Source organism: Paenibacillus sp. LjRoot56, assembly GCF_964253335.1.
Lineage (GTDB): Bacteria > Bacillota > Bacilli > Paenibacillales > NBRC-103111 > Paenibacillus_E > Paenibacillus_E allorhizoplanae.
The window spans coordinates 2113673-2128211 of sequence record NZ_CAXURV020000001.1 but is presented as its reverse complement, the minus strand read 5'-3'; the positions used below and the strand labels follow the sequence as shown (position 1 = coordinate 2128211).

7 protein-coding genes are annotated in these 14539 nt (G+C 46.6%); all 7 read right to left on the bottom strand.

Annotated features, from left to right (window positions below):
* Nucleotides 1-205: 205 nt before the first annotated feature.
* Nucleotides 206-7045 carry an Ig-like domain-containing protein gene (locus tag ACSQ8O_RS09500; protein ID WP_436241353.1) on the bottom strand — a complete coding sequence of 2280 codons (6840 nt, stop codon included), beginning with the start codon at nucleotides 7043-7045 and terminating at the stop codon, nucleotides 206-208.
* Between the two features lie 256 nt (nucleotides 7046-7301).
* Entirely contained in the window at nucleotides 7302-8171 is an 870-nt protein-coding gene (locus ACSQ8O_RS09495; RefSeq protein ID WP_056624616.1) for a carbohydrate ABC transporter permease, read from the bottom strand.
* Nucleotides 8172-8199: 28 nt separating this feature from the next.
* Nucleotides 8200-9156: an ABC transporter permease gene (locus tag ACSQ8O_RS09490; protein WP_056624619.1), complete on the bottom strand. Its 957-nt coding sequence runs from the start codon at nucleotides 9154-9156 to the stop codon at nucleotides 8200-8202.
* 154 nt (nucleotides 9157-9310) lie between these two features.
* Nucleotides 9311-10510: a glucuronate isomerase gene (locus tag ACSQ8O_RS09485; protein WP_436241352.1), complete on the bottom strand. Its 1200-nt coding sequence runs from the start codon at nucleotides 10508-10510 to the stop codon at nucleotides 9311-9313.
* Nucleotides 10511-11353: 843 nt separating this feature from the next.
* Entirely contained in the window at nucleotides 11354-12346 is a 993-nt protein-coding gene (locus ACSQ8O_RS09480; RefSeq protein WP_436241351.1) for an aldo/keto reductase, read from the bottom strand.
* A gap of 43 nt (nucleotides 12347-12389) precedes the next feature.
* Nucleotides 12390-14168 carry a glycoside hydrolase family 36 protein gene (locus ACSQ8O_RS09475; RefSeq protein WP_436241350.1) on the bottom strand — a complete coding sequence of 593 codons (1779 nt, stop codon included), beginning with the start codon at nucleotides 14166-14168 and terminating at the stop codon, nucleotides 12390-12392.
* Nucleotides 14165-14539, bottom strand: coding sequence for a cupin domain-containing protein (locus tag ACSQ8O_RS09470; RefSeq protein WP_436241349.1), 375 nt, complete (start codon nucleotides 14537-14539; stop codon nucleotides 14165-14167). Before ACSQ8O_RS09470 ends, ACSQ8O_RS09475 begins: the two co-directional genes overlap by 4 nt.

Here is a 14539-nt window from a genome sequence, read left to right as displayed (position 1 = left end):
TCCTACTTGAAAATTAACTGTAGAAAATACAGCTAATACCTCATATTCGGGGAATTTGGCACAAATAGATGGAGTAAATCCATTTAGATGACTGGGTGACAGCTAGAATTAGCTCGGGAAGTCACCGCATGTTGAAGGTTACCATATGGCGCAAACCCAAGGTGAAACCCAGACCGCCAAACAACTTTGGCGGTCTGGGTGTGAATCAGTTAATAAATTGTAGAGATTGCAGCATGCGCTTCAGAATCGTGGCTGCTTGTGCGCGTGTTGCAAGCTCTGTCGGTGCGAAGATATTGTCCGACAAGCCTTGAACAAGACCTGCGGTCAGTGCCTGTGCGACGGCTGCCTTCGACCATTCGCCGATCGTCGAACGGTCGGAGAAGCGATCAATCGCCGTGGTACTGGCTTGGATTTCCTTCCCTCCAACTTTCATCGCACGCATCAACATCGCCACCATCTGTTCGCGAGTGATGTTGGCATTTGGCTTGAAGGTACCATCCTCATAACCGTTAATCAACCCGGCTAGATGCGCCGTGCTAACGGCTCCAGCGAACCAGTCGCTCGACTTTACATCGCCGAATACATCCGCTTTCTTCTCTACGAGTCCAAGCGATCGAACTAACATCGCCGCAAACTCAGCGCGCGTAACTTGCGCCTCTGGTGCAAACTGCTTATCCGTGATTCCGTTAACAATCCATTTATTGGCTAGCAGCTCAACATCCGACTTGGCCCAATGCCCAGCTAAATCTGCAAATGATTGATTGGATTGGATGACCGTGTACGTACTGTTGTGCGGCGAGCGAATCGTAACTTCAGATGATCCATTCTTCGTCGAAATAAGGGCTGGTACGAAATGGACCCCATTGTTTGCATCGATCCAGACCGCAGTTACCTTACCAGGGTCACCTGTCCATGTCCCCAAGCTTAGTGTGCGGTTCACATACTCGCCGCCAAAATCATTCATTTCTTTCCCATTGACTGTGATTGTAAAATCAATCGGGTTCGCAACGATTTGCTTCGCGTTCAACTTGTTCACCGCTGCATAGACATCGTCTCCGACTTTGCCGGATACTTTAGAAATCACAATGCTTACGGTGGAATCCTTAGCTATATTTTTAAACAATTGGACTGGCAGGTCATACGTGGCACCATTCGCTTTAATCTGAATCACCGAGTTGCTTTGCTTACTGATTGCGTTCAGGAACGCATTGCCTGGCAGTTCCACATTTACGGTGGATGCACTGTCCTTCACTTCAATCACGACAACTGGAATCGCTGATGCTTTCTCCAGTTTATCCTTATCTACGGTAACTTTCGTAACCGTCTTTCCATCCGCCGTTGTTTCTTTCGTCACTTTGGCATCTTTATCCAGATCGATGATCCCTGTAGTTCCTGAATTAGAACTTGAACTTGAACTAGTGCCAGTTCCACTACCTGTCCCTGTACTTGGTCCCGGATCCGTCGAACGCTGTGTGACTGTGATCGTTGCTTCTGCCTTCAAGGAGGTTCCTCCAACAGTTCCCAGTACTTTAAAGGTACCTGCCGAGGCGTATTGCGAAGCCTCAATATTGTTCCAGACGACGCTTAGCTGCTTAGTCGTGTTGTCGTTGTAAACCGCTGTGACAACCGTTGGCAATACGGGTGCTGTACCCGCAGTTGTCGTAATGTTGATTGGCGAATAACTAACAATAACAGGTAGTGGAATATCCACAGCTGTAACTGTAATATTGGCCAAAGCTTTATACGTCACGCCTGTGACGGTTCCTTGCACGCTAAAGCTACCTGCTACAGCATATTGGGATGCGTCAATAGCGTCCCAGATTACGGCTCGCTGTCCCGTTGTGTTGTCACTGTAAACCGCTGTGACCACCGTCGGTAACAAAGGGGCCACGCCCACGTTCGTTGTGATGCTTATTGGTGCAATCCCTACGATGTCCGTTGACATGTTCAGTAAGGTCGGTGCCGAAATCATAAACTTGCGTGAATACGGATCTGTTCCTTTGGACCTTACGGTCACTTTGGAGAAATCCGTCAGGTTACTCGGTAACAGATAAGTAGTTACACCTGCTGGTAAATCAGCCAGTACTGTTGTCTCATTGTACACCGTATAACCTTCGCTTAAAACATTCGCATCCCACTTCAGCATGTTACCTGAACCGCTAGCTTCAATCGTCAAATGCTGCGGAGGAAGTGGCGCATTGAACACTTGTACTTGCGTCAAGCGTGGAGGTCCCGTCAGATCTGCGCCTGCATTCCCACCAGAAGCGTTCTCCACCGTTACTTTAAGATATCTGGCGTGGTAAGTCTTGCCCAGGTTAATGGGGTGCGAACTATCTGCTGAATCGCTACCACCATTACTAGTGCCTGTCTCATACGTATAACCTAAGGCTGTTTGCTTTTCCACTTGTTGAAAGGTCATATTGTTAAACTCAGCAGCCGATGAATGATCTCCGATCTCATTGGATACAAACACGGTTGCGCCCTTTAACCTCGTGGATTTGGCAAACAGTCTAATCTGGCTAAAATCCATCGCCTGGCCAAGGTCGATGACAAAGCTGCCTTTGCGCTCTCCGTCTGTACCCAGCCATGAATAATTGCCGATTTGGTCCAAATTGGTAACGTTCGTTACCGTCCATTTGGTTGGGTCCTGCAATACACCGTTGGTCAATTTGTTAGCATTTCCGTATACATTCGCCGTAGCAGATTGCATTTGAATCGGATTAGCACCACTTGTCGGCCCAACATTGTACGCCTTCTTATTAAGCGCCAGGTTGACAGAGGACAACCCTGATGCAACCTTGCTTATCGTAATGTCAGATAGTCCGAGCTCAGCGTCATACGCAGAGTTGGTGCCGTTAGCAGAGCTGCGGTAAATTCCCCACTTTGGACGCAAATATTGATCAAACGCAGCTGGATACTCGGTCTCAAAGCCGCCTGCTCTCTCGGGTCTTCGCCATAGGTCCTTGACCCCGTCGCCTGTCCCTTGATTACCGAATACTTGATAGACATCGGGACTGTCAAAGGTATAGACCTTACCCGTCACCTGATCCGTAATCTTAATAGTAAGCCAGCCGCTGTCCGAAATGTGAGCTTTGAGCTCAACTTTAATCCAGTGTCCATCAATTTCTTTTAATGGAATTCGCATCAGTGTCTTATCACCGTCATAACGGTTATGATTGACAACTAAATCTCGGTTCGTTGTTCCAGAAATGGACATTGCAAGAATATAGGCGCCGTTCTCACCGCCATTGTTGCCGCCTGGTAAAGTATCAGGGGCTTGGCGATTCGTAGCCTTCAACTGGAAGATATGCCTGAAGTTTGATTGGTTCCACTGGATGCCGTCTGGAATATTCCACATCCACTCATAGGAAACCAAATCGCCTTCGTACGCGACAAAATCGTTATTCGAATCTTCGCTTGGGCGAATCTCAACTCTTTGCCGATCCGTTGTAGCTGCGCCGCCAACGATATAGCCTACACTCGGGTCAAATACACCTTTGTGACCGTACTCGCCATCACGAGTTTTATCCAAGAACTCATTATTCAAGCCTCTGCCGTATTCAAAGATCTTGAATACATTTTTTTGCAATGTGCTATCCCAAACACTCGTGATATGATCATCCGCGGCTGTCGCCCGAGGCTGATTACCGTAGAATGCGTGATAAGCGTCTCTTATTCTTTTCGTGACACCTTCTACAGGTTCGTCGGTGCCCATAGCCCCGCCTAACACATTGTAAGGAGATACGCCTTCGATTGCGTTCATTTTGATCGTCTTGTCATTTGCGCCATAACCACGGGCTATGACATCCAATGCAAATAGCGAAGGTGCACCGCTGTTGAAGTGAAACGTAAATTCATTCGTGCCTAGTGGCAACTTGGCAAGGTATGGAGGTGTGAATGTAACCTTATTGCCAGCGAATGTGTAATCCGTATTTAATAGAAGCGTACTGTCACCCTTCTTAATGCTTGTAAGCACTTTCCCACCCAGGTTAATCGTTGTCGATACAGGTGCAACCTGATCCCATGTACTGTAGGTGTCCTTAGCTGGCACTAATGCTGTTGTATTCGCATATGGATTTTTGCCATAGATCGCTAAGGCGGATAGACCCATCATGGAATTGGTATCATTCGCACGCTTATCGCTAGGACCAACCAACACGGTGTTTATCATGACATAACGCGCTGTAAACGGATACAGAAACGTCTTCGTATCATAGCCCCATTGTTGACCGTTATACGTCACATAGGACCACAAACCTTCGGTCTCCGTACCACCAGCTAGCGTCCAGCCGTTAGCTTTCCAGTCATACTGCTGTGCCCCATTTGAAGTCGTAGGTGCACTTGACCATGATGCAGGATCATTGGTGTAATAGACCTCAAATCTTGTAGCATTACTTTGAATATTGGCGATGGTGTTAGGGATTTCAAGATAAAGTTTATCAATCGTTTTAGGCGCGCCTAAGTCAAGACTTAATGCGAGTGAGGATGGCGAATAATCCCCTTTATAGATATCAGGGCTTGCATTCCGCCAATACCCGCTGCCGCCTGACCGCAAAGCATCTACGCCCGGATGATCATTGGCTTCCGAGCTTACCTTAAGATTGACGCCAGCCTGCGGTGTAAAACGAGATGGATCTAGCAGGTTAACTGAACCTGTCGGTATAACCGGAATATCTATTGCTGAAGGTTCACCGAAAACATTGAATACATTCGCTTTGATTCCGCCAGCACTATTATCGAGTGTAACATCGGATACAAGCAATATATATTGCGCTGCAATCGGTACAGCTAACGTATGATTAGCTTTTTCGTTATTTTCTAGTTGTGTCGTTTTTCCCACGCCTACTATTGGCTGCCATAGGGCACCATTGGCCGTCTCAAGCGGTTTACGCGTTGCATCTGAAGTCGCTGATAGGGCATTTCCCTCTTTGAGTTCATTAAAAGCTGCTGCGTCATTCGCGTAGTAAACCTGATAATTTTTCAAAAACTTGCTATTACTCGTCCACTCAATTTGAATGTTACTGACATCTATTTTCTTTTCCAGTTGTACGGCCGCCCAGTATTGGTAGCCATCTGTTTTGGTAAGTGAGCTATTGGCCTGCCAAGCCGTCGTAGCATTATCATCAATAAAGTTGTTTTTACTGTTGCTGCTGCTAGACACAACCTTAAGTGTAGCTCCGGGAGTAACCGCCCAGTTTTTATAACTAGAAAGATTAACTTCAATAAATGGTTTAATATCGGTTGAGTTCGTAATACCTGAGCCATTAAACTCACCATAGATCGTATTAATCCCCGTATGATCAGGGTTATAGCCAGACGAGCTCCATGTTACATTCACCTGCTCAGTTTTCCCCGTACTCAGAGTGACATCAAGCTTCGAGGGTAAAGTTAAACTGCCAAATGCCGTACCTTGGGAAGCTGAAATCGCTGCTGGCCTTGCCCATGCAACAACATCTTTCGCTTGTACACTGGGGTTCCAGCCGTCAGGAAAAATGTAACTGTCTTTATCCCTTTTGATTAAGTGAACATCTGACAGATACATGGTTGCTGCTTGCCATTCATCGGCATAGGCTGCATCAGCCGGACTGTTATACAACCCCCGGTAAAGCCCCCATTTGGAACGGTTTTGTTGACCCGCTTCAACGGGTAAATCCGTTCTTTCAAGTCTGCCTGTCGTCGGATTGCTCACTTCAGGTCGTCTTGAGGTTTCGGCTGTCATCCCACCTTCGAACAGCACATCACCCGACTCCAGATCGACAAGCTTACCGTATACATAACCTTTATCTGCTGTTAAGATCGTTACTTCAAAATCCAGCCAGCGATCTGCAACCTTTTCAAAAGGAATCGTGAACAATGGCTTAATGCGATCCGCATAGCTGCCATCTGGATTGTTTCTGAATTCAAGCTGCCCTTTGCCTTCGCTGGAAACTAAAGTCAGCGTAGTCACCGGTTGGCCGGCAGCGTTGCCCGCTACTTCTTTCAGTTGGAAGATGTGCCAAAACCGGTGTGGATCAATAAAGTCACCAGCTTTTTTATCACCAACATCTTGTTGAAACCTTAACGTTTCCGACGGGAGCATGAGCCTCCAGTGATGGGTCATAATATCGCCGCCTACGCTATTCGCATCGATGTTGGCTGCGCTGGTATTGCTCTTAATCTCCAATCTCTGCCGATCACTGCCTACAGCTCCACGATCACCATCGTCCCGACTTACACCTTCAGGCGTCACAAAAGGTTTAAATTCGTGAAACCGCAAAATGTCCGAGTTGAGCTTAGACGTACCTGGTATGCCTGCAATGCCATATTTCGTAAGCGCATTCAAATCGTTTCGTCCGATCGTTTGCAAATACATATTGTCTCCCAACCATGACTCATTCACAGTTGAAGCCACAGGGTAGTCCCCTGAACGGTCATATACCGACTCCGTCCATGGTTTCCCGCTGTAGGAGGAGGGACTGGTTGGTCCTTCGATGGAACCCGTACCGCTGCCATTGCCAATTTTGGAGGCACCCATCACATCCCAAGCGGACTCGCCTGCCTGAATATTCAGCGGCAAATATTTATCATTTGGCCCCATTGGGCCACTTAAAGAGGGCACTGCCGTATCTACCGAAACCGTTATGGTATATTTTTTGCTATTACTGCTGTTATTGATATCGGTTACTACCAGATAGTACGTCGTGGTTCCACTAGTTGAAAATTGGTCCATTTTCGCATCGCCTTTGTTAATACCGCTGGTAGCAAAAGGGATCACCGTTGTTTCGTCACTTCTGTACAGAACTGCGTTTGCACCATTTGTGGTTACATTTAACATTTGATAAATAGTGCCATAGGGCAAGGATATATCAATTGTTGCATTATTAAGATTAACTTCTGCGCTGACTGGCTTATTCACGTGTATGTCCAAAATGCCCAAGTTGTCTTCCGGAGCTGCATAAACCGTTTCTATTGGATTCATGTTAATCAACGTAAGAACAAGTGCCAATGAAAGCACTATGCTTACTGCCCTTTTAAGTACTTGTTGCTTTAATCTCTTACTGAACATTCTAAAGCCTCCTTAGAGTCAGTTACACCTACTTGAAACAAGGGGTTCTCATTCATATTGCAATCGCTTCCATTATAAATGGTAAGATCATCTCCTCCCTCCTCTGCTTGCATAAGTGTAAATCACATTCTTATTTCCATAGATGGAAAAATTTACGATTGGGGTTGTTTTATTTACGATATGAGCTGCAATCCGTTAGGTCAAAAAAAACCACCCCATTTACACTTACGGGGCGGCCAATTTCACACTAGTTTTATTAAGATTTCACCGAACCCACCATCATACCTTGGATAAAATGCTTTTGTAGGAACGGGTATACACACAGGATTGGAATCGTTGCGACGACAATGACTGCCATCTTAATTCCTTCTGGAGATAGGAGCTGCAGGAGTTCCGAAGATACGTCGGATTGCCCCATCTGATCGGTAAATACAATTTCCCTCAGCCGTACTTGCAGCGGTATCCATTGACGATGATCAATATAGAAGACGGCCTCCGCATAACGGTTCCAGTGACCGACTGCATACATAATGCCCATAGTAGCCATCGCAGGCTTAGATAGTGGCAAGACAATATTCCAGAGTATCCGGAATTCTCCGCAGCCGTCCATTCGCGCTGAATCCAGCAGCTCCGATGGCAGGTTCAGGAAGAATGAGCGCATCACGAATAAATTAAAAGCGCTAATCGCCATCGGAAGCATTAAAGCCCAGAGGGTATTCAACATCCCTAATTGCTTAATCAACAAATAGTTGGGTATTAACGGTGCACTGAAAATTAAAGTAAACAGCACCAACAACAGAATCGATTTACGATACAAATATTCAGGTCTGGACAATGGATACGCAAGCGTTGTTGTCATAAATAAATTAATAAAAGTACCAAATACCGTAATAATGACACTATTCCGGAACCCGATCCAGATGGTCGGATCCTCTAAAATAAGTTTATAGCTGCCTAATGTGAAGCCCACAGGCCAAAAGGAGACATCTCCTGCATTAATGGCCGTGTTATTGCTTAAGGACTGGGCAATAATGTGAATAAGGGGCAGTACCATGCTCAATCCTAGAACACCTAACAATATAAGATTGAATATATTAAAAATTTTATGGCCTCTTGTCATAATCATAGTGATTCACCTCCGGTCTCCTTCCGTATCAGTACAAGCCTTCGCCCGTCATTTTTTTACTAAACATATTACTGATCATTATCAACAGAAGACCCACAACCGACTTGAACAACCCGATAGCCGTCGTGTAGCTGTATTGGCGATCAACAAGCCCTGCTCGATACACAAACGTATCAATAATCTCCCCATTCTCGTTGTTAAGCGGGTTAAGAAATACGAAGACGCGTTCGAAACCGAAATCGAGGAAATTACCAATTTGAAGCAAAAATAAAATAACGATGGTTGGTAAAATACTAGGAATCGTGATGGAGAACACTTGACGAATGCGACTGGCTCCATCGATTTGTGAGGCTTCATATAGATCAGGATTAATGCCTGCAATCGCTGCCAAATAGATGATCGTTCCCCAACCGCTATCTTTCCAAACGCCAGAACTAATGAGAATGGTTCGAATGTAGCTATTTTCCCCCAAGAAATAGATAGGCTCAACGCCGAACAAGGAGAGTAAATGATTGACGATTCCCGTGGAAGGGGACAAAACCCCAACAACTATGCCTCCGACGATGACCCACGACAGGAAGTGCGGCATATACACCACCGTTTGTACAATCCGTTTATAAGCCATGATGCGTACTTCATTAATGAGAAGAGCCAAGACGATTGGAATCGGAAAAGCGAAACACATATCATAAATACCGATTAATATCGTATTTTTTAAAATTTGCAGGAAATCGGTGTAAGCAAACATGCGTTGGAAATGCTCTAATCCTACCCAGTCGCTTCCTTTTATCCCTTTGAAAATGTTGTAGTTTTGAAACGCGATGACCGAACCGAATAATGGGATATATTTAAAAAGTAAGAAATAAATAATTCCCGGTAATGAGATCACATAAATCGGCCAATGTTTTCGCATAAAAGCCCATTTCTGACTCTGCGATGAGAAATTATATATTGTTTGATCGGATGGCTGTATTTTGCTGGCCATGTTTTCCTCCCCTTCTTGCATGCTGCATCGATTTGACTTCTTCATCTTACTAGGGTTGTTGCAAGGTAAACATGGTGAAACTTATAGCGCACTGTGTTTTTTTATGATTAGAACTACTATAGGGGTAGGAGCGGTGGCAACGATTACAACAGGATCAATGTGCAACCCCGTAGCGTTTCGCTGCACTGTGGTAAAGCCAATTCTCAGCCACATAGATCGCCGTGTCATAATCAATCCAGCCTGCCTCGATCTGACCCCATAGGAAATCGCTCACAATCCGTTTTACAAGCAGAATCTTGCCGTAGCTCCACTCCATACATCTGGAATCGGATACAATGAGTGAGCTTTTGATCGCCGGCAGCGCCTCTAATCGGTACTGCATACTATCGCGATAGGTACTCGCTCGGAAGTTAAACCACCAATGCCCACCTACATGAACATTCGGAAAATTCCATGCCGCTTGCACAATATCCAAATTGTTAAGCTCTGATGCCACTACGAGCTCAAACGTGCAGGCATACGCTTCAAACAAGGCAGAAAGCTTCAGGATACGAGTGGGGTCATTGACCGGAGTAGCTGTTCCACACCAGGAACGTTCCACGCCGAGAAACAACTGTATGAGAAGTCCCCTTTGCTCAGCAGCAGCCCCTAATTCGTGCAGAAGCATCAATAATATCTCATCCTTGGTATTGCCTTGCCCGACCACAACCTTGCGGTTTGCGCTGGCTTCATAACTCGGCAATGTGGTCATAACTCCTGGATAACCCGCTTCTTTATAGGTATCTAATAGCTGAGTCAGTTTCTCACGCACTTGTGCGAATACCCCAGCTGGATTAGGCGATGACTCGATTTCCTTGACCCAGCCCCCTAATTTACCATCAATGCGCGGGATCAGGATGGCGTTCTCACGCATGCCTTGGAAATCTGCATGTTCGGGAATATTCACAACGAATCTACTCACGTTCAATCGATCTGCCACCTCTTGCGCCCACGTAACACGCCCAGCACTCTGTTTAACGGCTGCGTCAGCTTCCTTTACCGAGGCCGCGTCACGGATGACAATGCCGTATAAATCTCGAAAAATGTGTGTCATCGCCATATTCATCATCGTATTTCTCGATCCATGGTAAGCTTCCAAGAAAGCAGCGATCCGTTCGTCCTCAGGTAGCTCCATGGCATTCGCTGGGTAACCAGCAGCCTGCAGTTCACGAAACAACCAGAAATAGTGGGCAATCTCCCAGAAGTCGCTCGCACAGAGTCGATTCCCCACTAGGTGGGTGTGCGTATCCACAACGGGCAGCTGCATAATCTGCGCCTCAAAATCTTCCTTCCCCTGCTTCATCTGCTTATTCATTTCTCTTCCTCCTTCTACATGCCGTATGTCCTGATGGTACATGGATTGCCCATTCTGTTACATGGGATAACTTCCACAGGGTTGTGATTTTTTATGATCGTTGAAAATGAAAAAACACCGTCGCCATACTTGGCAAAGGGCTGCAAACGTATTGCCTCATTTGCACCCGAGTTAGTCGATTTTTTCGACTAACTCCACACGTATTGCCTCTTTTGCACCCGAGTTAGTCGATTTTTTCGACTAACTCCACACATATTGCCCCTCCTGCACCCGAGTTAGTCGATTTTATCGACTAACTCCACACGTATTGCCCCTCCTGCACCCGAGTTAGTCGATTTTATCGACTAACTCCACTCGGTTTGCCTCTCTTGCACGCTAGTTAGTCGATTTTATCGACTAGCTCCACACGTATTGCCCCTCCTGCACCCGAGTTAGTCGATTTTTTCGACTAACTCCACACGTATTGCCTCTTTTGCACCCGAGTTAGTCGATTTTTTCGACTAACTCCACACATATTACCTCTCTTGCACCCGAGATAGTCGATTTTTTCGACTAACTCCACGCGTATTGCCTCATTTGCACCCGAGTTAGTCGATTTTTTCGACTAACTCCACACGTATTGCCTCTTTTGCACCCGAGTTAGTCGATTTTTTCGACTCCTCCACACGTATTGCCTCATTTGCACCCGAGTTAGTCGATTTTTTCGACTAACTCCACACGTATTGCCTCTTTTGCACCCGAGTTAGTCGATTTTATCGACTAACCTCGCTCTTTTGCTTTCATTAACGTTTGATAAATGAAAAAACACCGAATGGACGACAACGTCCACCCGATGCTCTTAGCTCATTTACTTAATATGTGATCGATCAGATCCAATTCTTCCTGCGTGAAATGAGGCTGCTTCAACGCTGCCACATTATCATCCAGCTGACTCACTTTACTTGCACCAATTAAAGCAGAAGTCACTAGCCCTTTGCGAAGAACCCATGCCAAAGCCATCTGGGCAAGACTTTGCCCCCGCTCCTGAGCTAATGCATTCAAAAGACGAGACTTTGCAATCTTGGCCTCCGTAATATCCTCAGGTCTTAGGAACACACTGCCCCCCGCAGCACGGGAATCGGACGGAATGTTTTCCAAATAACGATCCGTCAGAAGCCCCCTGGCGAGCGGACTGTAGGCGATGGACCCTACACCTTCACTTGCCAAAACATCCTGTAGTCCCTGCTCCAACCGTCTTTCGAACATCGAATAGTGTACTTGATGGATGATGAACGGAGTGCCAAGACCTTTCAAAATAGCTGCAGCTTGCTCCGTTTGCTCCGCATTATAGTTGGACACGCCGACATACAGTGCTTTGCCCTGACGTACAGCCTGATCCAAAGCGCTCATCGTTTCTTCTAGAGGCGTCTCTGCATCGAAACGGTGCGAATAATAAATATCCACATAATCCATGCCTAGTCGTTTCAAGCTTTGATCAATGCTCGCGAGCATGCTTTTACGGGAACCACGTTCCCCATAGGGACCATCCCACATGCGGTACCCTGCTTTCGTAGCGATAATTAGCTCGTCACGATACGGCAACAAATCCTTTTTCAATATTTGCCCAAACACTTCTTCTGCTGAGCCCGTCGGTGGACCATAATTATTCGCAAGATCGAAATGCGTAATCCCCAGATCAAAAGCATGACGCGCTAGCGCTCTGCTGTTCTCGAAATGATCGACGCCACCGAAATTGTGCCATAATCCAAACGAAATCGGCGGCAGCTTTAATCCGCTCTTCCCGCTTCGATTGTACGGCATGTCCGCATATCTGCCTTCATGTGCTGCATAGTTCATCGCATCGTTGACCCCCTATATTAATACTTCCGTGTTTCTAATCTTATCTAATCGAGATGGTTGCAAGACCTGACGCCGGAATTGCAAGCTTATGCATACCTGATCGCAATTCAACAGACTGTTCCTCCGTGATTTCACCACAGCAGTTGCGAATGGTCACCTGCGCTATCCCGATTTCACCTGAAACCTCTAGATAGAGTCCGTCCTGTCTTCTGCCGTTCACAACGATCCACTGAGACACCGGCACGGCTGCATCGATAGGCACAATTTGCTCATGATAAGCGACGACAATCCCTCGATCCTCATGAACCGCACGGACTAACGGATATAACAATTCCGGATTCATCGGCGCAATAGTACCGTCCAGCAACAGCGTGCGATTCTCTTTCCAGAAGGCGAGCCAGTAGGTTAGCATTTTCAAATGATCAGAAGGCAGTTTATCCAAAAGGACAGATACCTGCGGCACCGAGAACAAACAGTTTATTAACTGCAAGGCAGCGCTCTCCACGGGCTCTTCCGGATGCCACATGATCATATCGGCATGGGCTGCCGTATTTCCACAAATCAGCCTAAGATCCAGTGTTCGCACGCGATTCTGGATGCTGTCGTTCGGACAATCAGAAGCGCGGAACATGTTGCCGTATTTGCGCATCGCAGGACCAATGTACATTTGACGGAACTCGATCATGATAGCAGGGTTCAATTCTCTCAATCTACCAATCGAGTCCGTCAGTAAACGGTCAACAGCAGCTGGTATCGACTCATAATCCTTACCTTCCACTGTGGAAGGCAGCTGCAACTCAGGCGAATAGAACGTATCAATGAAATCAAGCTTAAAGCCGTCCAAGCCCCATTCCTTGACCGCTTTTTCATACGTATTGATGATATATTCCCGGACATCTGGATATCTCGGATCCAGCACAGCGGCTCCGTGTCCTTCATTAAATCGAAGGATTTTATCCTTGAATCGATGCCATGCCTGACTGTATTTGCCAATAAAAGGTACCGAGTACCAGAGGATAAACTTCATGCCTAATGCATGAACCGCATCCACATGCCGCTGCATGTCGGGGAATTTGCCCTCATAAGTCTCCCAATCTCCGCAATAGGCGTACCCTCTGCGGTTATCTGCGGTCTGCCAGCCATCATCTACGATGACAGCTTCCATCCCCAGCTTTTTGGCGATACGGCACTGTTCTTCGATATGGGTGTCCGTGACATTCTGGTGCATGCTATACCAAGTCGAATACATTGGTTCCTTAGCAGCCTCAGGAACGAACGCCGGACGATATTCCGGCATCTCGCTCCACCACGCTTGAACGCCATCAAGGCTTTCATAGTAAGGAACATCTCTCGTATCTACGAGGAGCTTCGCTTCATACGATCGGAAAGGTGCCGTCGTCTCTGTAAACAACTGAACACAGCAATGGAAATCGGCTGTTTCCTCACTGATGCCTCCAGAGTAATGTACCGTGTTCAGGGCATCTGAATAGGCAAATGTCATCCTATTGCGACCCCTGCTATTAAATAAAGCATAAACAGGAGCCGACGCAGCAGCATTGGAGCGCAAAGTGCGCATCCAGTCGGCCTTAAAGCTCTTATTCCGATCCTGGGCCGGATGCCAGCTGCCTTGAATATCACAGGCGGGATGCGACCAACGAAGGGTGAAGACGGGAGGCGTTGCCGCCTCCTCTGATTCCAATCGCAGTGTAATAAGATTGACGCCATCCTGCAGCTTAGTTGTTTGCAACGTGACGGTAAACCCATGATCCTCACTAGATAAATTGAAGGAATGGATATCCGTGCTTATGATTTTGTTCACACGACATCCTCCTGGTGTTGATTCTTATGCCGATTCGGACCTGCATGACACCACACAGTGACAATTGGATCGTCTTCGCTGGAATTAAGATGATGATCCTCACCTGGCTCAATAATCACGATATCTCCCGTTGTAACTGGAATATGCTCCCCATTCATCTCCATCGTTCCCGTTCCCTGCAAAATAAGGAAAGCTTCACAATCTCCGTGAACATGGTAGTCTCTTCCTTCAGGACCATCATTCGTATGGCTGCGTTCGCCCCGTTTCGCGAAAGACAAACCGCCTGTAGACAAATAAGCACCTGGTAATACATCCTGCAAAATGTGACCGTTCCTCTTATCCTGCAAATCACTGAAACGCAGCTTTTTCAT

Excerpts from the sequence above, each read along its gene's own strand:
- ACSQ8O_RS09470 (WP_436241349.1), bottom strand. The coding sequence starts at position 14,539 with ATGAAAAAGCTGCGTTTCAGTGATTTGCAGGATAAGAGGAACGGTCAC.
- ACSQ8O_RS09490 (WP_056624619.1), bottom strand. The coding sequence starts at position 9,156 with ATGGCCAGCAAAATACAGCCATCCGATCAAACAATATATAATTTCTCA.
- ACSQ8O_RS09485 (WP_436241352.1), bottom strand. The coding sequence starts at position 10,510 with ATGAATAAGCAGATGAAGCAGGGGAAGGAAGATTTTGAGGCGCAGATT.
- ACSQ8O_RS09480 (WP_436241351.1), bottom strand. The coding sequence starts at position 12,346 with ATGAACTATGCAGCACATGAAGGCAGATATGCGGACATGCCGTACAAT.
- ACSQ8O_RS09495 (WP_056624616.1), bottom strand. The coding sequence starts at position 8,171 with ATGATTATGACAAGAGGCCATAAAATTTTTAATATATTCAATCTTATA.
- ACSQ8O_RS09500 (WP_436241353.1), bottom strand. The coding sequence starts at position 7,045 with ATGTTCAGTAAGAGATTAAAGCAACAAGTACTTAAAAGGGCAGTAAGC.